Origin of the sequence: Streptomyces asiaticus, assembly GCF_018138715.1 — a bacterium.
Taxonomy (GTDB): domain Bacteria; phylum Actinomycetota; class Actinomycetes; order Streptomycetales; family Streptomycetaceae; genus Streptomyces; species Streptomyces asiaticus.
On sequence record NZ_JAGSHX010000006.1, the window covers coordinates 2,592,714 to 2,618,942 of the forward strand.

At 71.9% G+C, this 26,229-nt stretch carries 22 protein-coding genes; 13 read left to right on the forward strand and 9 right to left on the reverse strand.

The window, feature by feature from the left end:
- Positions 1 to 286: 286 nt before the first annotated feature.
- The 6 genes from KHP12_RS18565 (at position 287) to KHP12_RS18590 (ending at position 4,355) form a co-directional block, all read left to right on the forward strand.
- Entirely contained in the window at positions 287 to 448 is a 162-nt protein-coding gene (locus KHP12_RS18565; protein ID WP_167442768.1) for a hypothetical protein, read from the forward strand.
- Positions 445 to 735, forward strand: coding sequence for a hypothetical protein (locus KHP12_RS18570; RefSeq protein ID WP_086885698.1), 291 nt, complete (start codon positions 445 to 447; stop codon positions 733 to 735). Before KHP12_RS18565 ends, KHP12_RS18570 begins: the two co-directional genes overlap by 4 nt.
- 137 nt (positions 736 to 872) lie before the next feature.
- Positions 873 to 2,303: a hypothetical protein gene (locus KHP12_RS18575; RefSeq protein ID WP_211833185.1), complete on the forward strand. Its 1,431-nt coding sequence runs from the start codon at positions 873 to 875 to the stop codon at positions 2,301 to 2,303.
- Between the two features lie 17 nt (positions 2,304 to 2,320).
- Positions 2,321 to 3,166: a YhjD/YihY/BrkB family envelope integrity protein gene (locus KHP12_RS18580; RefSeq protein WP_086885696.1), complete on the forward strand. Its 846-nt coding sequence runs from the start codon at positions 2,321 to 2,323 to the stop codon at positions 3,164 to 3,166.
- A gap of 176 nt (positions 3,167 to 3,342) precedes the next feature.
- Positions 3,343 to 3,993 (forward strand): glycoside hydrolase family 25 protein, encoded by a 651-nt coding sequence (locus tag KHP12_RS18585; protein ID WP_246643135.1) that lies wholly within the window; start codon positions 3,343 to 3,345, stop codon positions 3,991 to 3,993.
- 53 nt (positions 3,994 to 4,046) lie between these two features.
- Positions 4,047 to 4,355 carry a hypothetical protein gene (locus tag KHP12_RS18590; protein ID WP_020868286.1) on the forward strand — a complete coding sequence of 103 codons (309 nt, stop codon included), beginning with the start codon at positions 4,047 to 4,049 and terminating at the stop codon, positions 4,353 to 4,355.
- A gap of 79 nt (positions 4,356 to 4,434) precedes the next feature.
- Here the strand turns inward: KHP12_RS18590 and KHP12_RS18595 are convergent, their stop codons facing one another.
- The 5 genes from KHP12_RS18595 to KHP12_RS18615 form a co-directional block, all read right to left on the reverse strand.
- Positions 4,435 to 4,665: an EF-hand domain-containing protein gene (locus KHP12_RS18595; protein ID WP_037960901.1), complete on the reverse strand. Its 231-nt coding sequence runs from the start codon at positions 4,663 to 4,665 to the stop codon at positions 4,435 to 4,437.
- Between the two features lie 106 nt (positions 4,666 to 4,771).
- Positions 4,772 to 5,419, reverse strand: a complete 648-nt coding sequence (locus KHP12_RS18600) for an N-acetylmuramoyl-L-alanine amidase (protein ID WP_086885694.1) — start codon at positions 5,417 to 5,419, stop codon at positions 4,772 to 4,774.
- Between the two features lie 445 nt (positions 5,420 to 5,864).
- Positions 5,865 to 6,368 (reverse strand): ATP-binding protein, encoded by a 504-nt coding sequence (locus KHP12_RS18605; protein ID WP_211833186.1) that lies wholly within the window; start codon positions 6,366 to 6,368, stop codon positions 5,865 to 5,867.
- Between the two features lie 302 nt (positions 6,369 to 6,670).
- The gene (locus tag KHP12_RS18610) at positions 6,671 to 7,438 is read right to left on the reverse strand and encodes an enoyl-CoA hydratase/isomerase family protein (RefSeq protein ID WP_210609907.1); all 768 of its coding nucleotides are present in this window, start codon (positions 7,436 to 7,438) and stop codon (positions 6,671 to 6,673) included.
- Positions 7,439 to 7,542: 104 nt separating this feature from the next.
- On the reverse strand, positions 7,543 to 8,760 hold the full coding sequence (locus KHP12_RS18615; RefSeq protein ID WP_211833187.1) for a L,D-transpeptidase: 1,218 nt from the start codon (positions 8,758 to 8,760) through the stop codon (positions 7,543 to 7,545).
- Between the two features lie 326 nt (positions 8,761 to 9,086).
- On the opposite strand from KHP12_RS18615, the gene glgX reads away from it, so the two are divergent.
- Genes glgX through KHP12_RS18630 form a run of 3 tightly spaced genes read left to right on the forward strand, consistent with a single transcriptional unit; the run spans position 9,087 to position 15,194 of the window.
- Positions 9,087 to 11,435, forward strand: coding sequence for a glycogen debranching protein GlgX (gene glgX / locus KHP12_RS18620; protein WP_210609903.1), 2,349 nt, complete (start codon positions 9,087 to 9,089; stop codon positions 11,433 to 11,435).
- Positions 11,436 to 11,469: 34 nt separating this feature from the next.
- A complete protein-coding gene (locus KHP12_RS18625) occupies positions 11,470 to 13,326 on the forward strand; it encodes an ABC transporter ATP-binding protein (RefSeq protein ID WP_086885605.1) in 1,857 nt (618 codons plus the stop codon).
- The gene (locus KHP12_RS18630; RefSeq protein ID WP_211833188.1) at positions 13,323 to 15,194 is read left to right on the forward strand and encodes an ABC transporter ATP-binding protein; all 1,872 of its coding nucleotides are present in this window, start codon (positions 13,323 to 13,325) and stop codon (positions 15,192 to 15,194) included. Before KHP12_RS18625 ends, KHP12_RS18630 begins: the two co-directional genes overlap by 4 nt.
- Before the next feature lie 98 nt (positions 15,195 to 15,292).
- Here the strand turns inward: KHP12_RS18630 and KHP12_RS18635 are convergent, their stop codons facing one another.
- From KHP12_RS18635 to KHP12_RS18650, 4 genes are all read right to left on the reverse strand, one after another.
- Positions 15,293 to 15,961, reverse strand: a complete 669-nt coding sequence (locus KHP12_RS18635; RefSeq protein ID WP_211833189.1) for an aspartate/glutamate racemase family protein — start codon at positions 15,959 to 15,961, stop codon at positions 15,293 to 15,295.
- An 81-nt stretch (positions 15,962 to 16,042) separates the two neighbouring features.
- Positions 16,043 to 16,819, reverse strand: a complete 777-nt coding sequence (locus tag KHP12_RS18640) for an AroM family protein (RefSeq protein ID WP_246648622.1) — start codon at positions 16,817 to 16,819, stop codon at positions 16,043 to 16,045.
- 8 nt (positions 16,820 to 16,827) lie between these two features.
- On the reverse strand, positions 16,828 to 18,564 hold the full coding sequence (locus KHP12_RS18645) for an OPT/YSL family transporter (protein ID WP_211833190.1): 1,737 nt from the start codon (positions 18,562 to 18,564) through the stop codon (positions 16,828 to 16,830).
- 55 nt (positions 18,565 to 18,619) lie between these two features.
- Positions 18,620 to 19,582, reverse strand: coding sequence for a DUF1177 domain-containing protein (locus KHP12_RS18650; RefSeq protein ID WP_211833191.1), 963 nt, complete (start codon positions 19,580 to 19,582; stop codon positions 18,620 to 18,622).
- A gap of 239 nt (positions 19,583 to 19,821) precedes the next feature.
- On the opposite strand from KHP12_RS18650, the gene KHP12_RS18655 reads away from it, so the two are divergent.
- From KHP12_RS18655 to KHP12_RS18670, 4 genes are all read left to right on the forward strand, one after another.
- Positions 19,822 to 20,634: an IclR family transcriptional regulator gene (locus KHP12_RS18655; RefSeq protein WP_086884301.1), complete on the forward strand. Its 813-nt coding sequence runs from the start codon at positions 19,822 to 19,824 to the stop codon at positions 20,632 to 20,634.
- A 138-nt stretch (positions 20,635 to 20,772) separates the two neighbouring features.
- The gene (gene pepE, locus KHP12_RS18660; RefSeq protein ID WP_086884300.1) at positions 20,773 to 21,504 is read left to right on the forward strand and encodes a dipeptidase PepE; all 732 of its coding nucleotides are present in this window, start codon (positions 20,773 to 20,775) and stop codon (positions 21,502 to 21,504) included.
- A gap of 495 nt (positions 21,505 to 21,999) precedes the next feature.
- A complete protein-coding gene (locus KHP12_RS18665; RefSeq protein WP_211834873.1) occupies positions 22,000 to 24,249 on the forward strand; it encodes a M4 family metallopeptidase in 2,250 nt (749 codons plus the stop codon).
- A gap of 326 nt (positions 24,250 to 24,575) precedes the next feature.
- A complete protein-coding gene (locus KHP12_RS18670) occupies positions 24,576 to 26,213 on the forward strand; it encodes a M4 family metallopeptidase (RefSeq protein ID WP_037964394.1) in 1,638 nt (545 codons plus the stop codon).
- Positions 26,214 to 26,229 lie beyond the last annotated feature (16 nt).

Below are 26,229 nucleotides of genomic sequence, written 5' to 3' on the forward strand. Positions count from 1 at the left end.
TACACAGAGTGATTAAAGCTCGCAAGACACATCCAGGTCAGGAAGAACCCCCCATGGTGTTTCCCTCCGAACACATCACCGAATCCACCCGACATCGCGTCGCGGACCGGGTCACCCGCGAGATGCGGGAAGTGGCGCGGCGACGTGGCTGGAGTTCGGCGGGCCCGGCCGAGCCACCGGTGGGAGGGACCCCGTACGTCCTCTTCTGCGGGGCGCTCCCCGAAGACCTCGCACGGCGCCAACAGCCGCCCACACCCACACCCGCATCCACACCGGAGAGTGACCGTTGAACGACACCTGCCCCACCTGCCGCCACTACGCGGCACTCCGCGAACAGGCCAAACGAGCCGGTGACCACAGCAAGGCCACCGACTACGAGGTACTGCGCCGACGCCACCCCGCCCACACCGTCCACATCCCCCGCCAGCCCGAAGGACGAGCCGTATGAACCACCAGCTCCAGCAGCCACAGCCCAGCACCCGTCCAGTGCCCGTCCCCGGCCAGATGGCGTACGACCCGGCCAGTGGCCGTACCGGCGTGCTGCAGGCGGTGCACAGCATCGCCGAATTGTGCTTCGACCACCGGATGAGCAGCGATCGCATCGCGTTCCTCCGGCCGGAGCGAGGCGGCGTCGAGTGGACGGCCGACGCCGGGGCCCTCCGTTTCCCGGCGGACGGGGAGGGCGGCGCACAACACCCGCACACCACCACGTCGGCTCCCGGCTCCCGACCGTGAATCGAAACGGCCCGTCGCCGCGTTTCCAGAACCTCGGACCGCGGATCGAGGAGATGCGCCGCCCGCCGGGCTGAGCAGCGCCCTGACGCCGCCACTGCCCGGTGGCGCTTCCCTCCGTCCCGCGCGAGGGAGGACCCATGGATCCGTCCGCCGACGCCTCCGGCCCCGTCGAGCCCCACCCGCTGAGCGGGAGCGAGCGACGGGAGTACGAGCGGCTGCGCGGGGCGGCGGCCGTACGCCACCGGCGGCTTCGCCACGCGGGCGCGTGTGTGCTGCTCGTCCTGGCGGTCCTGCTCTCCCCGCTCGCCGTCGTCGCCACCTGGCTGCACGAAGAGATCACCGACCCCCACCGGTATGTCCAGACCGTCGCCCCGATCGCCAGGAACCCCGGGGTCCAGTCCGCCGTCACCAACCGCCTCACCAAACGCGTGGTCGACCGGGTCGACGTGCCCGCCATCACCGCCCACCTCGCCAGGAACCTCGACAAGACCGGAGCCCCGTCCGTCGTCGTGGACGGCACCCGGATGCTCGGCGGGCCGCTGGAGAGCGCCCTCACCACCGCCGTGCAGCGTGTGGTCCACAAGGCGATCACCAGCGAGCAGTTCCCGTTGGTGTGGGACGCGGCCAACCGCCGCGCCCACGCCGCCGTCGTCAAGGTCCTCACCGGTGAGGGCACCAGCGCGGTCCAGGCCCGCGGGAACGCGATCGTCCTGGACATCGGCACCCTCGTCGACAACGTCAAACAGCGCCTCGTCCGGGCGGGCTACGAGAAGGCCGCCAAGATCCCGCACATCGACCGGCAGTTCACGCTGGTGCGGACGGACAAGCTGGACGAGGCACAAGGCGCGATGCGCCTCCTCGACGTCGTCGGCACCTGGTTGCCCGCCGTGACGATCGTGCTCGCCGCGCTCGCCGTGTGGACCTCCCCCGCACATCGGATCACGCTGCTGGCCGCCGGGGTCGGTACGGCGGTGATGATGATCGCGCTACTGGTCGGCCTGGCCGTGGTGCGCGGCGTCTACCTGGACTCCGTCCCGCCCACGACCCTGCCCCGGGGCCCGGCGGCCTTCATCTTCGACACGCTCGTACGCTTCCTGCGCGAAAGCACCCGCACCCTTCTCGTGGTCGCGATCGTCACCGCGCTCGCCGCGTATCTGTACGGCCCCGGGCGCGGGGCCCGCGTCGTGCGCTCGGCCGCGGCGCGCGGCACCGGCGCCATCGGCCGGGGCCTGGCCCGCGTCGGAGCCCGCACCGGGGGGTTCGGCCGCTGGCTGGACACCCATCGGGCCTGGACCACCGGCGTGGTGATCACGGGCGGCGCGCTGGCCCTGGTGCTGTGGAACCACCCCACTCCGGGCTCCGTCGGGCTCGTCCTCGGCATCGTCGTGGGGGTCCTGGCACTGCTCGGCATCCTCGCCGGGGCGTCCGGGCCTACGGCGAAGGGCCGGGCGGCGTCCGGGCCCACGGCGAGCGGCCCCACGGAGTCAGGCCCCGCAGCGGACGGCCCCGCAGCGAGCGGCCCCGCCCCCGACGGCCCCGCCGCCGGCGGCCGTCCCGGGCATCCCTGACGGCCGGGCGGTATGCCATGAGGGTGCCGCGGACGCTGTGGGAGCGCGTCACGACCGCGATCGGCGGCGGCCCGGCCGCCCGGTTCCTGGAACGGCTGGCGGCGGTGAACGTGCTGGAAGCCGCCACCCGGCTGGCGGCCCAGGCGTTCCTCACCGCCCTCCCCCTGCTGATGGCGGTGGCGGCCTTCGTCCCCGACGCGTTGCAGAACCTCCTGGCCGACTCCCTGCGCTCGGTGGTGGGCGTGCGCGGTGATGTGCTCGACGAGGTACGCCGTACGTTCACCACCCGGGGAACGGCGAAGAACACCTCGGGGGTCGTCGGACTGCTGGTCGCCCTGGTGTCCGCGACGGCGTTCAGCAGGGCGCTCCAGGCGATCTGCGAGCGGTGCTGGGGGCTGCCGAGGGCGGCGGTGCGCGTCACGGCGTGGCGCTGGCTGCTGTGGCTGCTCGTCTGGCTCGCGGTGCTCCTCGTCCAGGCGCCGGTGCGCAGGGGATTCGGCACCGGCATCGTCTCCGGGCTGGCGCTGTCCCTGCTGTCGGCCGTACTGCTGTGGTGGTGGACCCAGCATCTCCTGCTGAGCGGCCGCGTGACCTGGACACATCTGCTGCCGGGCGCCGTGCTCACCGGGGTGGGAACCGTCCTGCTGGGTTACCTCTCCCGGCTGCTCATGCCCGTGGCCATGGCCCGCAGCCTCGCCGACTTCGGCCCGCTCGGCCCCGTTTTCACCCTTCTGACCTGGCTGATCGCCCTCTTCCTCATCGCCGTGGCCGGTCTCGCGGCCGGACCGGCGGTGGCCTCGTCGGCCTGGTACGCACGGACCATCCGCCCGCCGCGGGGACGTCCAGGACGCAAGCGGACCTGACGGCCCGGCCCGGACCGGCCCGCCCCGCTTCGTGGAGCGGTGGTTCACGTCCCGCCCGTCTCCCTCGGTGTGGCGCCGAACGGCTGCGGATCGCGATCCCGTCCCAGTAGGGTCCTGCGTAGGAGAGGGGGAATAACACCCGTGTATTCACCCGTTCTTGACCCGAGGTAGGCGCCATGCTGCACGGCATCGACGTGAGTTCGCACCAGTCCACGTTCGACGCGGACGGGCTGGCCTTCGTCTTCATCAAGGCCACCGAAGGCCGGTCGTACATCAACCCGAAGCAGACCTCGCAGGCGTCCCGGGCGCGCAAGGCGGGATGCGTCGTCGGCTTCTACCACTTCCTGTGGCCGGGGAACATCGCGGCACAGGCGCGCTACTTCGTCGAGAAGTGCGCGTCCCAGAAGCACGATCTGCTCGCCGTGGACTGGGAGACCACCGGTTCCGGCACCCGCGCCGGCAACGCCGAGAAGGACCGGTTCATCCGCGAGGTCAAGAAGCTGCGGCCCACACACCGGGTGATGCTCTACTGCAACCGGAACTTCTGGCTCAACCACGACACCACGTCGTACGCGGGCGACGGCCTGTGGATAGCGGACTACGTGACGGCGGGCAAGCCGCGCATCAAGGCGAAGTGGCGGATCCACCAGTACACCGACCGCCCGATGGACAAGGACGTGGCGAACTTCTCCAGCAAGTCCGCGCTCCAGGCATGGGCCGACCCCAGCCGGGCAGCGCTCACCGCCGATGAGGAGACGGAGGACGTGGCGGACGCGGAGAACGTCGACGCGGCGGAGAACGCGGAGAACGCGGAGAACGGGGCCTGACCGGCCCCGGGCCCCTCGGGGCGTTGTCGGTGGGGGCGCCTACGCTGCCCGGTATGAGTTACGCAGACCTGCGCGAACTCCGCAGCGCGCTCACCACCGCGTCGGACATCGCCTTCTCGCTGGACGCCGCACCCTCCGGGCCGGAGACCGAGCTGCTCACCGACGCCCTGCGGCGGGCGCTCGCCGCGGCGGGATCGCTGACCGCCGAGCACGGTTCCACGGGCTGCCCGGAGCATCCGCGCGGGGCCGTCGATCCGCTGTACGGGGATCCGGACGACCCGCTGCCGCCCGGCTACGGCCGCTGTCTGCTGTGCAACGACCGCAGACGGCGGGCCGGCGCACAGCGGCGCGGCTGGCGCTGAACGCGCCGGCCGCGCCGTCGTCCGTACGGCCCGTGTCGCCGGTCTTCGGGCTGCTCAGCGGGTCCGCTCGCGGCCTGTTTCAGGCGGTCTTCTCTCCGCTCTTGTTCTGGGCCGCCCAGAACTCGTCGAAGGTGAGCAGACCGTCACCGTTGGAGTCGTGGGCGTTGATGACGGCCTGGGCGACGGGCTCCGTGACATACGGGTCCCCCAGCTGCGCCATCACGCTCTTGTACTCGGCCGCGGTGATCTGGCCGTCACCGTTGAGGTCATACCGCTCGAACGCCTTGCGCGCCGCCTCGATGTCCGCCACCTGTTCCGCCCCTTCCGTGCGTTTCCTGACCCGCACAGATTAGCGGTCGGCAGTGGCCGGTTCGTCTCGGCCGTGTCACGGCGCGCTCGGCGTTCGGTTCGCGGCCTCAGGCTCGGCGGTGTACCCGGCTCCCTCCGTTGACCAGCCTCATATAGCGGTCCCAGTCCCACAGCGGACCGGGGTCGGTGTGGTCGGTGCCGGGGACCTCCACATGGCCGATGATGTGGTCGCGGTTCTTGGGGATGCCGTAGCGGTCGCAGACGGCCGCGGTCAGGGCGGCGGACGAGGCGTACATCTCGTCCGTGAACCACTTGGGGTCGTCCACCCAGCCCTCGTGCTCGATGCCGATGCTGCGGTTGTTGTAGTCCTTGTTGCCCGCGTGCCAGGCGACGTCCTTCTCCCGGACGAACTGCCCGATGTAGCCGTCGGCCGAGGCGACCATGTAGTGGGCGGAGACCTGCTTGGCCGGGTCCTGGAAGATCTTCATCGCGTCCGGGAAGGTCTCCTGCGTCACATGGATGACGACGAAGTCGATCGGATACGAGGTCGGGCGGCTGGAGACGCGGTAGTTGGAGGTGGAGGCCGGGATCCAGTGGGTGGGGGGGTAGGCGGCCGCGCGGCGGCGGCGTCTGTCGTCGGCGTGGGCGGTGGTGGCCGTCGCCGCGGTGGCGGCGAGTCCGGTGGCGGCGGTGGCGAGATAGGCGCCCGAGCGGAGCAGGGCGCGCCGGGTGGGGGTGCGGCCGTGCGCTTCCATGGGGGTCTCCCGAATGTCGTAGCGGGGACGGGGTGACGCGTGGGGGTGTGACGCGCGTAGCGCGGTTCCATGGTGAGTCCTCGACAGGGCCATGCCAAGAACCGCCGCGCAAAGAAAGATTTCGTGTCACGGTCTGGACCACTGGAGTTTTGAAAGAATCAGGTCGGCAATAAAGGAGATTTGCCGCTCTACCCGCCATTAACAAGGCAAGTGTTACACCTCACCTTGGATTGGCTTGGAGGTGGTCTACCACCTCTGCGATAGTCGGGGCCGCGACCCCCATTGACCCGAGCGAGGTCGCTTCCCCCGAATGCCACGGCGAACACCCCTTTCGCGCCATGGCCGGGGATGGAAGGGGCCCCGGTGCCGTCGGCGCGCGACGACATCGGGGCCCCTTTCACGCTCTTTCACGCTCCGCGCGTGGTCCGTACCGGCGTACGCACCATCAGTTTTCGGCCACTCGCATCTCGAACCAGGTCGTCTTGCCGCACGGCAGCAGATCGACCCCCCACCGCTGGGAGAGCTGGTCGACCAGCATCAGCCCACGCCCGCTGGTGTCGAGCTCCCCCACCGGCATCAGACACGGCAGCCCCCGGGACGGGTCGCGGACCTCGACCCGGATCCAGCCGCGCCGCCGCAGCATCCGCAGCCCGAAGGTGCGGGCGCCGGTGTGCCGTACGGCGTTGCCGACGAGCTCGGAGACCAGCAGCACCGCGTGCTCGGCGAGCTGATGACCCAGCCCCCAGTCCCGCGCCACCACGAATTCGGCCATCCGGCGGGCGGTCCCCGCGGACTCGGGGCGGGAGGGCAGCCGCACCTCCTCGCACGCGGGGTTCCCGAAGAGGTCAAGCGCCCTGAGGGCCAGATCGTCCTCGACGGACGGCGCCCCCCGCACCGCAGCCGTACCAGTGCGCTGCTGCGGCTGCTCCATTCCCTCCAAGCCCGCCATGCCCCCCATCATGGCCGCCCAAAAGGCCATCCGGGGCGGAACCATGGGATTCCGACCACCGGAGCCCCAGGCTCCATACATCCGATCCGACATATGCCAAGGGCAGTTGGGGAACCGCAACGCCCCCCATCTGACCAGCGATGTCACCGCGCGTACGCGTGATCACCCAGCGTACCGGACCGGGTCAATCAAGGGCCGACCGTTGGCGAAGAAAATTCGCTCGCACGGGGCATACGCGGCTCCACGACCTCGGCCGGGGTGGCTTCACAAACCCGGCCGAGGCGATCGGAACCGGTCGGGTGTCAGCGGAACGTGGCCTTGCCCGGCCCGTCCTCGACAAAGCTGCGCATCCCGATCTCCCGGTCCTCGGTGGCGAACAGCCCGGCGAACCAGTTCCGTTCGATGGCGAGACCGCTGTCGAGGTCCGTCTCCAGCCCCCGGTCCACCGACTCCTTGGCCGCGCGCAGCGCGATCGCCGGGCCCTTGGCCAGCTTCGCCGCCCAGGCGTGGGCCTGCTCATAGACCTCCTCGGCCGGTACCACCCGGTCCACCAGGCCGATGGCGAGCGCCTCGTCGGCCTTGACCTGACGGCCCGTGAAGATGAGGTCCTTGGCCTTGGCCGGGCCGACCAGCCGGGCCAGCCGCTGGGTGCCGCCCGCGCCCGGGATCAGTCCGAGCAGGATCTCGGGCTGGCCGAGCTTGGCGTTCTCCGCGGCGATCCGGAAGTCGGCGCACAGCGCCAGCTCGCAGCCGCCACCGAGGGCGTAGCCGGTGACGGCGGCGACCACGGGCTTGGGGATCCGGGCCACGGCGGTGAAGGACTCCTGGAGGTCACCGGAGCGGGCCACCATCGCGGCGTAATCCATCTCCCGCATCTCCTTGATGTCCGCGCCGGCCGCGAACACCTTCTCACCACCCCAGATGACCACCGCGCGCACATCGTCGCGGCGGGTCACCTCGGCCGCGAGCTCCCGCAGCCGGTCCTGGGTGGCGATGTCGAGCGCGTTCATCGGGGGGCGGTCAAGGCGGAAGGTGGCAACGCCGTCGGCAACCTCGAGGTTCACAGTCATGAGCGCAGGTTAGCGCCCGCTAACACGGGAGCGGAGGGGCGGGGGCGGGTGCCGGGGAAGGGTGCCGGGGCGCCCCCGACCGGGCGCCCGGACACCTGCCGAGGTCACGCCTTCCACTTCTCCCAGGACATGTTCCAGCCATTGAGCCCGTTGTCCGGCTGGACGGTCTCGTCATGGGAGTTCTTCACGATGACCACATCGCCGAGGATCGACTTCCGGAAGAACCAGGCCGCCGGGGTGGAGGGATCCCCTCCGCCGCGCTGGTCGAACAGGCCCACACAGCCGTGGCTGACATTGGACGAACCGAACGTGGGCCGCCCCGCCCAGTAGTTGCCGTGGATGAAGGTGCCCGAGGTCGACAGCCGCATGGCGTGCGGCACGTCCTTGATGTCGTACTCCCCGTCGAAGCCGACCGTGGCGCCGTCCATCCGGGTCACCGGATGCTTCTCGCTGATCACCATCTTGCCGTTGTAGGTCTCATGGCCGGGCGCGCCCGAGGTGATGGGGATGGTCTTGATGGTCTTGCCGTCCCGCTTGACCGTCATCTTCTTGGACTTGGCGTCGACGACGGAGATCTGGCTGCGGCCGATGGTGAACGTCACGGACTTCCGCTGCTCGCCGTACACCCCCGGCCTGCCCTCGATCCCGTCGAGGTCCATGCGGAGCGTCACCTTGGTGCCGGGCTTCCAGTACTCCTCGGGGCGGAAGTCCAGCCGGTCGTTGCCGAACCAGTGGCCCTCGATCGGCACCGACGGCGAGGCGCTGACCTTTATCCCCTTCTCCACGTCCGCCGGGTGGGTGATACCGCGGGTGAAGTGGAGCGAGACCGGCATGCCGACGCCGACCGTCGTGCCGTCCTCCGGGGTGTAGATGCCCACGAAGGTGTTCTTGGGGCGGAGGGTGGTGAAGGTGGCGTGCCTGGCCGTGGTCAGACCGTGGGCGTCCTTGGCGACCGCGTCCACGGTGTAGGTGGTGTCCGAGCGGAGATGGGCGTCGGGCCGCCAGCTCTTCCCGCCCTGGGCGATCTTCCCCTCGACCGGGGTGCCCTTCGCGTCCTTGACCTTGACCGAGGACAGGGTGCCCTTCGCCGAGGTGACCTTCAGCGCGCCGCTGGTGTCCACCCCCTTGGCGCCGTCCTTGGGCGCGATGGTCACCACGGCGCGGGAGGTCCTGGGCCGGTCGCCCTTGCCGTCCTTGCCCTTCTCACCGCCGTCGGAGCCGCCGCCGCACGCGGCCACCGCCATCAGCAACACCCCGAGCAGCAGCGCGAGAAGCCCCTTGCGGCCGCCCCGCACCGCCCCCGGTATCCGCCGCACCGTCACAACAGCTCTCCCCTCCCCCAGGGCCGCGCCCCCGCGGCAACCCCGACACGCACAAGGCGCTCCTGGCGATAGGTAATCACACGCCGCCGACAGTGGGCTCCCCCCGATGGTCACGTTTCAGTCGCAGGCCAGAGGGGTCCCAGGATGATCGTCCGGTGGCGGTAGGGGAAAACGTGCGAGTCGGCGGGATTACGGGCAGAACAGGTGGGAGGGCGCAGGGCGGGCCGTGCGGGACGGGACACCGCGGGCCCACCGCCCGCCATGAGGTGCTGCCCGCCTCCCTCCCACGGGGCGGAGGCGGTTGGCCGCGAGCCGCGGAGGCCGATGTGTCCGGCGCAGCCGAGCAGGAGACGCGTACCGCCCAGTGGGAGACCCGCGACGGAACACCCGCACGACCCTCGGCGACGGCGGTGGGGCACCCCGTCGGCCACCGGCCCACGGCCGTCGCGCCGCGCCGCGGCCGGTCACCCGCCCCCGCGGCGGGCCCCGCCGTCCTGCCGGGCAGCCCGGAGCCGCTCGGCGCCCGCCCGTGCCGGGGCCCTGACGGGGCGTGGGGCACCAACTTCGCGCTGTGGGCGGGCGGTGCCGAGGCCGTCGAGCTCTGCCTGTTCGACGACGACGGACGCGAGCTCCGCTGCCCGCTCACCGAGCTCACCCACGAGGTCTGGCACGGCTTCGTCCCCGGAGTGCTGCCCGGCCGCCGCTACGGCTACCGCGTGCACGGCCGCTGGGACCCCTGGATGGGCGCCCGCTGGAATCCGGCGAAGCTGCTGCTGGATCCGTACGCCCGCGCCGTGGACGGGGACTTCGCGCTGCCCGCGGAGGTCTACGGACATGTGCGGGACTGGCCGCAGCAGCATGTGGCGGACACCGTACGGGACGATCGCGACTCCGCCCCGTACGTCCCCAAGGGCGTGGTCATCGGCGACGACGCGGCGGCCGGCGCGCCCGACGAGTGGACCGAGGACCGACGGCCCAAGACGCCCTGGGCCGAGTCGGTGATCTACGAGCTCCATGTGCGCGGCTTCACCATGCGCCACCCCGGGGTACCGCCCGAGCTGCGCGGCACCTACGCGGGGCTGGCGCATCCGGCGGCGATCGAGCATCTGACCCGGCTCGGAGTCACGGCGGTGGAGCTGCTGCCGGTGCATCAGTTCGCCCATGAGGACCATCTGCTGCGCCGGGGATTGCGCAACTACTGGGGCTACAACTCGATCGGCTACTTCGCGCCGCACGCCGGATACGCGGTCGGCGGCACCCGCGGCCAGCAGGTCGGGGAGTTCCGGCGGATGGTGCGCGCCCTGCACGCCGCCGGGATCGAGGTGATCCTCGACGTGGTCTACAACCACACCGCCGAGGCCAATGAGCTGGGCCCCACGCTCTCGCTGCGCGGTGTCGACAACCGCGGCTACTACCGGCTCCAGCAGGACCCCCGCCGCTACGCCGACTTCACCGGTTGCGGCAACACCCTCAACGTCCTCCAGCCGCAGGTGCTCCGCCTGATCACCGACTCGCTGCGCTACTGGGTCACCGAGATGGGCGTGGACGGCTTCCGCTTCGACCTGGCCAGCGCGCTCGCCCGCGCCGCGCACGGCGTGGACATGCTCTCGCCCTTCCTGGCCGTGATCGCGCAGGATCCCGTGCTGCGCCGGGTCAAGCTGATCGCGGAGCCCTGGGACGTGGGTTCCGGCGGCTATCAGGTGGGCGCCTTCCCGCCGCTGTGGGCGGAGTGGAACGACCGCTACCGCGACGCGGTGCGGGACTTCTGGCGCGGGGCGCTGCCCGACGCCCGCGAGCTGGGCTACCGGCTCTCCGGCTCCAGCGATCTGTACGAGCGCGGTGGCCGCCGCCCGTACGCCTCGGTCAACTTCATCACCGCGCACGACGGTTTCACCCTGCGCGACCTGGTCTCGTACGAGCGCAAGCACAACGAGGCCAACGGGGAGGGCAACCGCGACGGCTCCCCCGACAACCGCGCCTGGAACTGCGGCGCCGAGGGCGAGACCGACGACCCCGGCATCCGCGCGCTGCGCCGCCGTCAGCTGCGCAATCTGCTGGCCACCCTGCTGCTGTCCACCGGGGTGCCGATGCTGGTGGCGGGCGATGAGCTGGGCCGCACCCAGGGCGGCAACAACAACGCGTACTGCCAGGACAACGAGACCGGCTGGCTGGACTGGTCGCTGCTGGAGGACCCCGGCTGGCGCGCCCTCACCGAGCTCACCGCCCGGCTGATACGGCTGCGCCGGGCCCATCCGGTGCTGCGCCGCCCGGCCTTCTTCTCCGGTCTGGCCCGGCCCCCGGAGGGGCTGCGCGACCTGGCGTGGTTCACCCCGCACGGCACCGAGATGACCGAATCCGACTGGTACGCGCCGACGACCGCCCTCGGGGCCTATCTGTCGGGCCGCGAACTGCCGCAGCGCGATCCGCACGGCACCCCGGTCTCCGACGACAGCTTCCTGGCGCTGCTGCACGCGGGACCGCGGCCGGTCTCCTTCACCCTCCCCGGGCCGCCCTGGGCCCGGGGGTACGAGCTCCTGCTGGACACGACCCGCGAGGAGCAGGACGCGCCCCCGGGCACACGCCTCGCGGCGGGCGCGCCCATCGAGCTTCCGGAACGCTCGGTCCTGCTGCTGCGCGCCCTCACCTCCGTGGACCTACGCCAAAAAACCGAGTGAGCACTGTCAGTGGCGGACCGTAGTCTCCCCACTGATGGCTGTGACGAGTGAACCCCGCGCCCAGGAAGGCGGTGCCGCCCCGCGGCACCGCTCCGCCACGCGTTCGCTTCTGCGGCTGTGGCCATACGTGCGCCCGGTGCGGGCGCGGCTGTTCGGCGCGGCCGGGGTGGCGGTCGTCGCCTCCTGTATGGGGCTGGTCATCCCGCTGGTCCTCAAGTGGATGGTGGACGGGCCGGTGGCCCACCGGGACCCGGGCGGGGTCTGGCTGGGCGGTGCGCTGCTGCTCGCGCTCGGTACGGCCGAGGCCGCGCTCTTCGGGCTGCGGCGCTGGCTGGTGGGGCGGCCGCTGGCGTCCGTCGAGGCCGCGATGCGCGCCGATCTCTACCGCCATCTCCAGCGGCTGCCGGTCTCCTTCCACGACCGCTGGGCCTCCGGCCAGCTGCTGTCGCGGGCCACGACCGATCTGATGCTGCTGCGGATGTTCCTGGCCTTCCCGCTCACCTTCCTGGTGGTCAACGGGGTCACCATCCTGGCCGGGTTCGCCATTCTGCTGTCCCAGGAGTGGACGCTGGGCCTGGTCCTGATGGCCCCGGCGGTGCCGCTGATGATCCTCTGCTCGCTCTTCGAGACGCGGTACGCGACGGTGGCCCGTACCGTCCAGGACCAGACCGGCGATCTGACGACGGTCGTGGAGGAGGGCGTGCTGGGCGTCCGGATCGTCAAGGGCTTCGGCCGCCACCGCAGCCAGGCCCGCGCCTTCCGCGCCCTGTCCGAGCGGGTCCGCTCCACCGAGCTGCGCAAGGCGCGGCTGCTGGCCGCGATCTGGGCGCTGATCATGACCCTGCCGGAGCTGGCGATCGGCGCGGCGCTGGTGCTGGGCACGGTGCGGGTGGCCGACGGGGATCTGTCGGCGGGCACGCTGGTCGCCTTCCTCTCCACCGCCCTGACGCTGCGCTGGCCGGTGGAGTCCCTGGGCTTCCTCCTCGCCATGAGCCAGGACGCGGCCACGGCCACCGACCGCTATTTCGACGTCATGGACGCGGAACCGGCCGCGGCCGCCGACGACCGGCTTCGGGCCGCGCCTTCGCGGGAGCGCGACCAGGAACTGCCTGCGCGGGAGCGCGGCCAAGAGGGCGACGGCGGGCTGCGGTTCGAGGGGGTGGAGTTCGCCTACGCGGACGCGCCACCGGAGGAGCCACCCGTGCTGCGCGGGGTCGATCTCCACATCCGGCCCGGCGAGACCATGGCGCTGGTCGGGGCGACCGGTTCCGGGAAGACCACCCTTACCGCCCTCGTCCCCCGGCTCCACGAGGTCACGCGCGGCCGGATCACCCTCGACGGCCGGGACATCACCGCCCTCTCCCGGGATGAGCTGCGCGCCCTGGTGGCCGTCGCGTTCGAGGAGCCCACGCTGTTCTCCGCCACCGCCGGGGAGAACGTCCTCATGGGCGCCGCCGACGCGGGGACGGAGGAGCTGCTGCGGGCCCTGAAGGTGGCGCAGGCCGACTTCGTGCACGCCCTCCCGGAGGGCATCGACACCGAGGTCGGCGAGCAGGGGCTGAGCCTGTCCGGCGGTCAGCGGCAGCGGCTCGCGCTGGCGCGGGCCGTCGTGGGCCGCCCCCGGTTCCTGGTGCTCGACGATCCGCTGTCCGCCCTCGACGTACACACCGAAGCGCTGGTGGAGGCGGCGCTGCGGCGGGTGCTGGCGTCCACGACCGCGCTGGTCGTCGCCCACCGGCCGTCCACCGTGCTGCTCGCCGACCGGGTCGCTCTGCTGTCGGAGGGCCGGATCGCCGCCGTCGGCACCCATCAGCGGCTGCTGCGGGAGAGCGCGGAGTACCGCTCGCTGATGTCCGGGCAGGAAGCCGAGGAGGGGGAGAGAAGCCCATGACCACGGTCGAGGAGGAGCGGGAGAGCACCGACGACTGGGACGACGGGGACGCGGACGGGGGCCGTACGGCGTCGCCCGACGACCCGTTCGACCGCGATGTCCTGCCGGTGCCCAAGGGCGCGTCGCTCGCCCTGCTGCGCTCGCTGCTCTCCCCGCGCCGGGGGCGGGTGTGGCTGGCGACCGTTCTGCTGCTGCTCCAGCAGGCCGCCGTCCAGGCGGGTCCGCTGCTCGTGGCGTACACCATCGACCGCGCCGTGCCCGCCTTCCGGGACGGCGGCCACGGGCCGCTGATCGCGGTCGGCGCGGGCTATCTGGGCTGTGCGCTCGCCTCCGGGGCGCTCCAGTACGCGTTCATCCGCGCCTCCGCGCGGATCAGCCAGGACGTGCTGCTGGATCTGCGCGGCCGGATCTTCCGTCATGCCCAGGCGCTGAGCGTGGACTTCCATGAGCGGTACACCTCCGGCCGGCTGATCTCCCGCGCCACGACGGACGTCGAGTCGCTGCGCGAGCTGCTCATCGAGGGCCTGGAGGAGCTGCTCGGGGTCGCGCTCTCGGTGGTCTACATCTCCATCACGCTGCTGTATCTGGACTGGGGTCTCGGCGGGGCGGCCGTGCTCTCCTTCTGGCCGCTGTATCTGCTGATCCGCTCCTTCCAGCGGCGCTCCATGCGGGTGTACCGCAAGCGGTCGACGGCCATCGCGGCGGTGATCGTGACGTTCACCGAGACCATGAACGGCATCCGCCCCGTGCAGGCGTTCCGCCGCGAGCGCGCCAACGACGCGCGCTTCGGTGAGCAGAACCACCGCCACGAGCGCGCCAACGGGGACGCGATCCTGGAGATGGCCCGCTATGTGGTCAGCTCCCGGCTGGTGGCCAACGCGGCGGTGGCCGTCATCGTGCTCTGGGGCGCGTACCGGGTGGCCTCCGGTTCGCTCGCGCTCGGGGTGCTCGCCGCGGCCGCGCTGTATCTGCGCAGGCTGTACGACCCGATCGACCGGCTGGGGATGTTCCTCAACTCCTACCAGTCGGCGGCCGCCTCACTGGAGAAGATCGCCGGTCTGCTGGCCCAGCGGCCCTCGGTGCCCGAGCCCGCCGACCCCAAGCCGCTGCCGCCGCGCCCGGCGGAGGCCCCCGGCCGGGAGGTGGTCTTCGACGGGGTGCGCTTCGCCTATCGCACCGGCGGCGAGGTGCTCCCCCGCTTCGACCTCACGCTGCCCGCCGGGCAGACGGTCGCGGTGGTCGGGGCCACCGGCGCGGGCAAGTCCACCCTGGCCAAGCTGCTGGCCCGCTTCTACGACCCCAGCGACGGCCGGGTGCTGCTCGACGGGGTGGATCTGCGCGATCTGGCCATGCCCGAACTGCGGCGCGGTGTGGTCATGGTGACGCAGGAGGCGTTCCTGTTCTCCGGCACGGTCGCCGACAACATCGCCATCGGCCGCCCCGACGCCACCCGCGCCGAGATCGAGCAGGCGGCCAAGGCGATCGGCGCGCATGACTTCATCGCCTCGCTGCCCGACGGCTACGACACGGATGTGCGCAAGCGCGGCGGCCGGATCTCCGCCGGTCAGCGCCAACTGGTGGCGTTCGCCCGCGCGTTGCTCGCCGATCCGTCCGTCCTCATCCTCGACGAGGCCACCTCCTCGCTCGACATCCCGGGCGAGCGGGCGGTGCAGCGCGCCATGGACACGGTGCTGCGGGACCGTACGGCGGTCGTCATCGCCCACCGGCTGTCGACGGTCGAGACGGCCGACCGGGTGCTGGTCATGGCCGACGGCCGGATCGTGGAGGACGGCCCGCCGGACCGGCTGATCGCGGGCGAGGGCCGGTTCGCGGCACTGCACCAGGCGTGGCGGGACAGCTTGGTGTGAGGCGGGCGCCGGGTGCGGGCCGGCGATCCGTTGCCGGGCCGCACGGGCCGCGTGCGCGTACGAGGGCGGCTCAAGCCGCGTGCGCGTACGAGGGCCGCTCAGGCCGCGTGCGCGTACGAGGCCAGCAGCCCGGCGGCGAGTACCGGGTCCACGACCGGGACGCCCAGCCGCCGCTCCAACAGGGGCCGGATGCCGATGGTGTTCAGGCCCGTACAGGCGAGGAGCAGCGTGTCCGCGCCCGAGGCGACGAGTCCTGCCGCGGCCTCCAGTACCGCCTCGGGCCCCTCCGGGGCGAGCAGGTCGGTGGTGCGGTGGACGCCGTGGGGGCGGGCGGAGGCGGTGAAGCGGTCGCCGAGCAGGGCGCGTACGGCGGGCGGTGCCTCGTCCCGGATGCCCAGCACCCCGACCCGGCGGCCGAGGCCCAGGGCCACGGCGGCGGCCGCCGACCCCGCGCCGATGACGGGGACGCCGACGGCCTCGCGCGTCTCCTGGAGCGCCGGATCGGCGGCGCAGCTGATGATCAGCGCCCGCGCCCCGGCATCGGCCAACTCCCGGGCGAGCGCCACGATCTTGGGTTCGGCGCGGGCCTCGGACTCGTCGTCATGGATGCCGTACGGCTGGCCGGGGATGCACCGCGAGACGGTCGGCAGACCGTAGCGCTCCTCGATGGCCGTGCCATGGGTGGCGACGGCGGTGGGGTCCTCGCTGATGAGGACGCGGACCACCCCGATGGGCCGGGCCGGGGCTTCGGGCGGGGGCACGGACATGAGGGACCTCCGGTGGATGAGGCGCATCGCGGGTCGGACGAAGGGTGCGGGCGGAGAGTGCGCCAAGGCGCCGCGCGCCCGTTACGCCGAGGCCGCCACCACCTCCGCCGCCATCCGGACGGCGATGGCGCGGGCCAGCAGTACGGGGCGGCCCGCGGCCCGCAGGGCGGCGGTGCGCATCCGCTCGGTGTAGCCGATGCAGTCCAGGACGAGCCAGGAGCTGCCGCGCTCGGCCAGGCCGCGCGCGGCGGCGGCCACGTCGTCCAGGACGCGCTCGGCGGGGCCGTACGGATCGGCGACCGCGGCCTCCACCCGGCCGGGCAGCAGCTCCGCCCAGCGCCGGGAGACGTCCTCCGCCTGGTCCGGATGCGGGCAGACGATGCCCACCGGGTCGGTGCCCACGGCCGCGGCCACGGCCTGCTGCACCAGCGGTTCGGCGAACAGCAGCGGCCGCCCGGCCCGTACCGCCGGGAAGCGGCCGGTGCACAGCAGCAGCGTCGCGGCGGCGCCGTCCCGCTCCGCGCGGCCGACCGCGTCCGCGATGCGCGGGACGATCGCCCCGTGCCCGAGCAGCACCGAACGGCCGTCGCGCAGCCGGGAGACCAACGGTGCCTCGCCGTGCTCGGGGGCCAGCAGCCGACGGGTCGCGGCCTCGGCGTCACCGTCGAACCGGTCGGCGTCGAGCGCGCCGTGTTCGACCAGGCGCACCCCGGGCAGCAGCGGTTCGGCGTCCGGGCGGAGGTCGGCGCGCGGGGCCTGGCCGATGGTGACGAGGCCGAGGGCCGGGCCGCCCGCCGGGTGGTCGCGGTCCACGCTCTCCGTGGTGTCCACAGCCTCGGTGGTGTCCACAGCGTGCATGTCCTTCCTCACAGCGCCTTGGTGAGCTGGCCGACGTCGTTGAGGGAGCTTCCGGCGACGAGTCCCGCGCCGACCAGCGACAGCTCGTTCTCGGCCTGCTCGTCGGACTCCTTGCGCGCCCTCGCGTCGGCGATCCCGCGCCGCCGCCACATGGTGTAGAGCTGACGGATCACCAGGGCGCCGAGGACCATCCATCCGGCCTGGGGCGTGGCCACCAGAAGTCCGGTGGCCAGCAGGACGCCCATCTGCCGGGAGGGTCCGCCGATGAGCTGGACCAGCGCGCCGGGGATCGCCCACAGCAGCATGGTGGTCATGGTGCCGGGCTCGAGGCCGGTCTTGATGGTGGTGACGTAGACCTCGGCGACCGGCGGCACCTTGCCGTCGGAGAAGAACGCCTTCCAGGCGACGGCGACGACGACCAGCGCCACACCGAAGCCGACGAGCTGGGCGAGGTACTGCTGGCGCCGTCCCTCGATCTCGAAGGGCCGCCAGGGCGCCGCGTCCCGGCGCAGCAGCCAGCCCGCCTTGAAGTCGTAGCCGAGGTCGGCGAAGGCGGGGCCGGTGGAGGCCGTGTAGCCGACCAGCAGGGCGAGCGGGACGGTCGGGATGTGCAGCACCAGACCGATGATCAGGAAGATCAGGGTGACCGCGAAGGCCGGGAACCAGCCGGAGTGCATCGCCGCCAGCCCCACGATCAGCTGGTGGACGATGGCGGCGACACCGGCCAGCAGCACCCAGCCGACCAGGGCGGGCAGGGAGAGCCCGCCGCCCACGCCGCCCGCGATGGCGACCACGACCGCGCCGCAGACGAAGAGGCCCATGCCCTCCAGCAGTCCCCGCCGCAGCTGTGGGGCCTGGACCGTACGGCCACCGTCGGCGTCATCGACGCCCGGGCCGCCCTCGGCGTCCGGACCGCCACCCGCGTCCGGGCCGCCGTCGGCGCTCTCCGCCTGATCAGCGCCAGCGCCCCCGCCCCCGCCCCCGCCCTTCCGCGTCCGCATCAGCAGCAGCGCCTGGGTCAGGGCGACCAGCCCGGCGCCGATCATCAGCCCGTGCGGCACATGGTGCGCGCCCAGGTCGAAGCCGAAGTCGGGGGCGTACTGCCCCACGGTCAGCCCGATGCCGAACATGGCGAGCGCCCAGATGTTGCCCAGGAAGCCCACACCCGCGGCGCTGGTGGGCAGCTTGAACAGCGCGCCGACGAAGCCGACCAGGGCGCCCACGCCCAGGATCGCGGCCTTGCGCCCGCCGGTGTCCCCGGCCTTGATCGTCTCGGCCGCCGCGATACCGGCCGGCCAGGAGCCGGTGGCGGGCAGCAGCTTGGAGTCGAACACCCGGTACAGCACCCAGCTGTCGATCGCCAGGCCGATGACGGCCCCGCCGAGCATGGGCCACACCAGGTCGTCGCGCCCGAGGGCGAAGGGCACCGCGATCGGGGTGAGCAGGGAGTTGGCCGCGGCGAAGGTGGAGCCGGAGATCGCCGACTGCACCAGGTTCTGCCGGTGCTTCGAGCGCATCCGGGTCAGGACGCCCACCGGGATACGGCCGATGAGCATCGCCACCAGGGCGCCGATCACCGCCGTATTGGGCGACACCCCGAGCGTGGTGATCAGCACGATGCCGATGAGCGCGCCGAGGACCGACAGCACGATGGTCAGGATGAGGGTGACCGGTTCGAAGGCTCTGGGGTGCGACCGCGGTGGGGCGTCCGCGGCCGCGGCGGTGGCCTGGGGGTTCGGGTTCATGGGGACTCCTGCGGGGTCCGGGGCGGGGACGGGTGGGTCACCCCGGACGGGTCGGTCACCCCGCCGGGGTGAGGGCCTGGAGGTGGGTCATGGGTCCGTACAGCTCGACCAGGCGCGCGAACTCCTCGGCGTCCAGGAAGCGGGCGACGCCGCGGCCGAACTCCTTCGCGGTCTCGACGGCGAACCGGGCGGCGACGGCGATGTCGGTCTCGTGGCTGGCGCCGGTGGCACATCCGGCCACCGCCGAGCCCGCCGTGATCGCGAGGCCGACGACGGGGGCGGTGGTGGCCACGGCGGGCTGGAGGATGGAGTTGAGGTGGTGCACCCCGTTGCCGTACGGGGTGATGTCCTGCGTGGTGATCGGCAGGATCCGCGCCGACTCGCCGGTCACGCTCTCCAGGACGGACACCAGGTCCTCGCTGACCCGCAGGATCCAGCCCTGGCAGACCGTGGGCGACAGGGCGACACCGCGGTGGTTGAGCAGCCGGTTGCCCTTGGTGGTGTCGATGGAGACGACCGCGTCCATCGCGGGCGAGATCTCCTCGCGGTTGCACACCAGGGTGTCCACCGGGGAGTCCATGAAGGGCACGGGGTCGTGCGGCTGGGTGGGGGCCCAGCCGGAGACGTGGGTGGAGAGCGTGACATCGCCGTCCAGGACGTCGCCCCGGGCGTGCATGTCCAGCAGCTTGGCCGCGGCGGACAGCGCCGCGACCGCCCCGTCGGCGTCCGAGACCAGCCCGATCCGCTCCGGGCGGGCGCCGACTCCGCCGAGCCTGCCGAGGATGCCCAGGGTCGGGGCGGCGCCGCCGGACAGCTTGCCGCGGCGGCCGGGAACGGTGACGGAGACGAAGTCCGTGCTGCCCTTGTCGCCCTCGATGGTGCGTACCTCGACCGCGGGCGCCGTCTGGGGGTCGGCTCCGGCCACGGCCTGGACCGCGCGCAGGTGGTCGGCGAGCAGGGCGCCGCTGGTCTGCGGACGGTCGAGGAGTTCGATGATGTCAAGGACGTGTTTGAGCACAGCTGGCCTCTCACGGCGGGTGAAGCGGTGGTCGGGGTGGCGCGGTCGATCGGAATGACGCGGTCGGTGACGGCGATGGCCCGACCGGACCCGAGCGGGGAAGCGGTGCGCGGGGCGGGCACTGCCACCGGGCACCGGCCTGGCCAGGGATCCTCCCGGCATCGGCCTGGCCAGGGTCCGCCCGCTGTCGCGCAGTGCGCAATGTTTTCTCTATATCCGAGAATGTTTACCCTTTCGTCATGGCCGAACAGACGCCCGTAACCGGTGCCCCGCCCCTCCAGACCGCGGACCGCGTGCTGAATGTGCTGCTGTCCTTCGACCGGGAGCGCCCGGAGTGGGGCGTCACCGAGATCGCCGAGGAGTTCGGGCTGGACAAGTCGGTGGCCCAGCGGCTGCTGGCCGCACTGGCCTACCGGGGCTTCCTGGTCTCCGACAAGCGCTCACGCCGCTACCGGCTGGGCCCGGCGGTGTGGCATCTGTCCTGGGTGTGGGAGCGGGGCGGCGGCATGGCCAGCCTGGCCCGGCCCACCCTGGAGGCGCTGGCCGGGGCGGTCGGGGTGAACGCGCTGTTCGCGGTCCCGGACGGGGTCCATATGCGCTGCGTCGCGGCGGTGGACGGGGCCACCGGACCGCTGCGCTACTACGTGCTGGCGGGCGAGCTGTACCCGGCGCACGCCGGGGCCACCTCCCGCGCCTACTTCGGTATGCTCCCGGCCGGTGACCGGGCCGTGCTGCTGTACGGCCGCCCGATGGCGCGCTTCGGCGAGCACACCCTGACCGATCCGGTGCGGCTCGAGGAGCGCTTCGCCGAGGTGCGGCGCGAGGGCTACGCCTACTCCGAGGGCGAGTACGATCCGGACACCGCGGCGCTCGCCGCGCCGGTTCTGGTGGGCAGACGTCCGGTGGGCACCCTGACCCTGGCCGCCACCGCCGAGGTGCTGCGCCGGCGCCGGGAGCAGCTGGTGGCACCGCTGTTGCAGGGCGCCGCCGATCTGGGCCGGGCACTGACGCCCGCCCGGCCCCGGCGCGCCCCGCACCGCGAGCGGCGCTGAACGGCGCGGCGTCGGCCCTGAACGACGCGGCGTCGGCACGGAACGACGCGGCGTCGGCACGGAACGGCGCCGAGCCGTCCGGCGTCCCGCCGCCACCCTTGTGATCCGTCTCGTGACCCGTCTCGGAAAGGCCCCCTCATGCAGTTGCTGCTGCTGTCGAACTCCGCCGCGCCCGGCCGTGGCTATCTGGAACACGCGCGGGAGGAGATCGCCTCGGCGCTGGACGGCGCGCGCCGGCTCGTCTTCGTGCCGTACGCGCTGGCCGACCACGACGGCTACACCGCCCAGGTGGCCTCGGCCCTGGAGCCGCTGGGCGTGGAGGTCACCGGCGCGCACACCGCCGACGACCCGGCCGCGCTGGTGCGCGGGGCGCAGGCGGTGTTCGTCGGCGGCGGCAACAGCTTCCGGCTGCTCAAGGCGTTGCACGAGCGCGATCTGGTCCGGGCGATCCGGGAGCGGGTGACCGCGGGCGCGGTCTACATGGGCTCCAGCGCGGGCACCAACATGGCCTGCCCGACGCTGCGCACCACCAACGACATGCCCATCGTCCAGCCGCCCACCTTCGAGGCGCTCGGCCTGCTGCCGTTCCAGATCAACCCGCACTACCTCGACGCCAAGCCGGACACCGCCCACATGGGCGAGAGCCGGGCCCAGCGGCTCGAGCAGTTCCTCGAGGAGAACGACGTCCCGGTGGTCGGCCTGCGCGAGGGCACCTGGCTCCGCCGGAACGCGGACCGGCTGACCCTGGGCGGCATCGACGCCGGGGCCATCCTCTTCCGCCGCGGCGAGGACCCGGCGGAGCTGCGCCCCGGTGCCGATCTGAGCGCCCTGCTGCGCGAGGAGCCACGCTTCGACTCCACCGCGCGCTGACGGCGGCGCGGATCGGGTTCGCCGGGTTCGGGGGGCGGGACAAGGGGGCGGGACGTGAGGGTGGGACATGGCGGATGATGCTGGGATACGCCACCGACATCGCCCCTTACCGAAATTGACCGTAAATCACCGCCATATGAACACGGCACACCTGTCAACGGACACTTTCCAGACAAGTTTTTGTCGCGATCCTGACAGGTCAAGTCCATTGGTGGCACTCTTCCCTCGGCCGAGGCGCGGCGCTTCCCCCAGCCCGTAGCCGCACCCGAAGCCACAGCCACCACCACCCTTCACACCAGCACGCGTTCTGCCCTGCCCTGCCCGGACGGCGATCCAGCCGCCCGGTCGTCCCGGCCGTGCCACCGCGCGGCCAGCGCAGAAGGAGTCAGCGTGAGATCCCTCCCCCAACGGCACCTCAGACCCAGTAGCCGCAGATCCGGCCGCACCCCGGGCAACCGGGCGATCGCGACCGGTGCGCTGGTCGTCGCGGCGGCGATGATCGGCGTCGGCTTCCAGAGCGGCACCGCCGCCGCCCGCCCGGACGACTCCGCCGCGAACTCCGCGAACGTGGCCGACCGCCCCGCCGCCCGTACGATCTCCGGCGCCCCCGACCCCGGCGCCCTCCCCGTCAAGCTGTCACCGGCCCAGCGCGCCAAGCTGATCCGCGAGGCCGACGCCGCGAAGGGCGAGGCCGCCCAGGACCTCAGGCTCGGGGCCAAGGAGAAGCTGGTCGTCAAGGACATCACCAAGGACGCCGACGGCACGACGCACACCCGCTACGAGCGCACCTACGCCGGACTCCCCGTCCTCGGCGGCGACTTGGTCGTCGACCGGGCGAAGAGCGGCGCGCCGCTGACCGTCGCCAAGGCCACCAAGGCCCGGCTGACCGTCCCGACCACCAGCGCCGCCGTCGCGCCCGCCACCGCCGAGAAGGCCGCCGTGCGGGCGGCGAACGCGCAGGGCTCCGGTAAGACCTCGGCCGACCGGGCACCCCGCAAGGTGATCTGGGCCGCGAAGGGCACCCCGACCCTCGCGTACGAGACGGTCGTCGGCGGCCTCCAGGAGGACGGCACCCCGAACGAGCTGCACGTCGTCACCGACGCGGCCACCGGCAAGAAGCTGTTCGAGTTCCAGGGCGTCAAGACGGGCACCGGGAACAGCCAGTACAGCGGCCAGGTAACCCTCGGCACCTCGGGCAGCTCGGGCTCGTACAACCTCACCGACGCGGGGCGCGGCAACCACAAGACGTACAACCTCAACCGCTCCACCTCGGGCACCGGCACACTCTTCACCGACGCCGACGACGTCTGGGGCAACGGCACCACCTCCGACGCCGCGACCGCCGGGGTGGACGCGCACTACGGCGCCGCCGAGACCTGGGACTACTACAAGAACGTCCACGGCCGCACCGGCATCCGGGGCGACGGCGTCGGCGCGTACTCCCGGGTCCACTACAGCAGCGGTTACGTCAACGCCTTCTGGCAGGACGCCTGCTTCTGCATGACCTACGGCGATGGCTCGGGCAACGCCAAGCCGCTGACCTCCATCGATGTCGCCGCGCACGAGATGAGCCACGGTGTCACCGCGGCCACCGCCAACCTCACCTACAGCGGTGAGTCCGGCGGGCTCAACGAGGGCACCTCCGACATCTTCGCCGCCGCCGTCGAGTTCTACGCCGACAACGCGAACGACCCCGGCGACTACCTCGTCGGCGAGAAGATCGACATCAACGGCGACGGCACCCCGCTGCGCTACATGGACAAGCCCAGCAAGGACGGGGCCTCCAAGGACAGCTGGTACTCCGGGGTCGGCAATGTGGACGTCCACTACTCGTCCGGCATCGCCAACCACTTCTTCTACCTGCTCTCCGAGGGCAGCGGCGCCAAGGTCATCAACGGCGTGAGCTACAACAGCCCGACGTACGACAACCTCCCGGTCACCGGCATCGGCCGGGACAACGCGGAGAAGATCTGGTTCAAGGCGCTGAGCCAGCGCATGACCTCCAACACCAACTACGCGGGCGCCCGCGACGCCACGCTGTGGGCGGCGGGCGAGCTGTTCGGCCAGGGCAGCGCGCAGTACAACGCGGTGGCCAACGCCTGGGCCGGGGTCAACGTCGGCACCCGGATCGCGGACGGCGTCACCGTCACCCCGCCCGGCGACCAGACCAGCATCGTCAACCAGGCCACCAGCCTCCAGATCACCGCGACCAGTTCCAACCCGGGCGCGCTGAGCTACGCGGCCGACGGGCTCCCCGCGGGCCTGGCCATCAACTCCTCCAGCGGTCTGATCTCCGGCACCCCGACCACCGAAGGGTCCAGCCCGGTGACCGTCACGGTGACCGACTCGGCCGGCAAGACCGGTACGGCGTCCTTCACCTGGACGGTCAACACCAGCGGCGGCAATGTCTTCGAGAACACCGCGGACATCACCATCCCGGACGCGGGTGAGCCGGTCACCTCGCCGATCTCGGTGAGCCGGGCGGGCAACGCGCCCAGCAACCTCCAGGTGGGCGTGGACATCGTGCACACCTACCGCGGCGACCTGGTGATCGACCTGGTGGCCCCGGACGGTACGGCCTACCGGCTCAAGGACAGCAGCCTCTTCGACTCGGCGGACGACGTGCGGACCACGTACACCGTGGACGCGTCCTCCGAGACCGCGGTCGGCACCTGGAAGCTGCGGGTGCAGGACATGTACGCCCAGGACACCGGCTACATCAACAGCTGGAAGCTGACGTTCTGAAGGTTCTGACGCTCTGACGTTCTGACGAGCCGTACGGCTCACCCAGGACAGGCGCCGCCAGGGGTCGACCCGACTCCCCCTGGCGGCGCCTCTTTTGGGCCCCGAGTCTTACGCCCACCCGTCCGGAATCCGAAGGTTGATCAGCATTCAACGAACATTTTCCCTTCGACCTGTCGTGAAACCCGTGACATGTCCCGGACTTGTGTGACAGTGTGCCCAACGCATTACGCATCAGTACCTCTTGTTCAGCACCGGGCCGCACTTCCCCGCAGCCCGGCGCTGACCCCCCACAGCAACGAGGAGATCGCGTGCGCAAGACCTTCAGCATGCCCATATCCGGTGCCGGCAAGCGGCGTTCGGCCATCGCGGCCGGTACCGCCGTCGCCGCCGCGGCCCTGCTCGCCTCCGGCCTGAGCGCCGGAACCGCGGGCGCCGCCCCGGCCGACGCCAAGTCCGGCGCCCAGCCCGCGGCGCTCACCGCCTCGGCCCGTGCCGAGCTGCTCCGCGAGGCCAACGCGACCAAGGCGGACACCGCCTCGTCGCTCGGCCTCGGCGCCAAGGAGAAGCTGGTCGTCAAGGACGTCATCAAGGACGCCGACGGCACCACCCACACCCGCTACGACCGCACCTACGACGGCCTGCCCGTCCTCGGCGGCGACCTGATCGTCCACCGCGCCAAGGGCGGTGACGTGAAGAGCGTCACCAAGGCCACCAAGGCCACCGTCAAGGTCGCCTCGACCACGGCCGGGATCGCCCCGAGCGCCGCGGCGAAGTCGGCCGTCAAGCTGGCCAAGGCCGACGACACCGCCAAGGCGGCGGCCGACCAGGCCCCGCGCAAGGTGATCTGGGCCGCCGACGGCAAGCCCGTGCTCGCCTACGAGACCGTCGTCGGCGGGGTGCAGAAGGACGGCACCCCGAACCAGCTGCACGTCATCACCGACGCCGCCACCGGCAAGAAGCTCTACGAATACCAGGGCATCGAGACCGGCAAGGGCGCCAGCGAGTACAGCGGCGAGGTCGAACTCGGCACCAGCAAGGAAGGCAGCGGTTACACCCTGACCGACGCCGACCGCGGCGGCCACAAGACCACCAACCTGGAGAACAAGGAGGACGGCGAGGGCAAGGCGTTCACCGACGACGACGACAACTGGGGCACCGGCAAGCCGGACGACCCCCAGACCGCCGCCGTCGACGCCCACTACGGCGCCGCCGCCACCTGGGACTACTACAAGAACGTGCACAACCGCGACGGCATCGCGGGCGACGGCAAGGGCGCCTACTCCCGCGTGCACTACGGCGACAGCTACGTCAACGCCTTCTGGGACGACAGCTGCTTCTGCATGACCTACGGCGACGGCCAGGGCAACAAGGCCCCGCTGACCGCGCTCGACGTCGCGGGCCACGAGATGAGCCACGGCGTCACCTCCAAGACCGCGGGCCTGGAGTACAGCGGCGAGTCGGGCGGTCTCAACGAGGCCACCTCCGACATCTTCGGCACCGCCGTGGAGTTCAACGCCAAGAACACCACCGACGTCGGTGACTACCTCATCGGCGAGGCGATCGACATCAACGGCGACGGCACCCCGCTGCGCTACATGGACAAGCCCAGCAAGGACGGCCAGTCCGCGGACAACTGGTCCGACGGTGTGGGCGACCAGGACGTGCACTACTCCTCCGGTGTCGCCAACCACTTCTTCTACCTGCTGTCCGAGGGCAGCGGCGCGAAGGAGATCAACGGTGTGAAGTACGACAGCCCCACCGCCGACGGCTCCAAGGTCGAGGGCATCGGGCGGGACAAGGCCGAGAAGATCTGGTACAAGGCCCTGACCACGTACATGACCTCCAACACCGACTACCACGCCGCCCGTGAGGCCACCCAGAAGGCCGCCACGGACCTCTTCGGCGCCGACAGCGCCGAGGCCAAGGGCGTGGACGCCGCCTGGGCCGGGGTCAACGTCAAGTAAAACCATTTGAGTTACC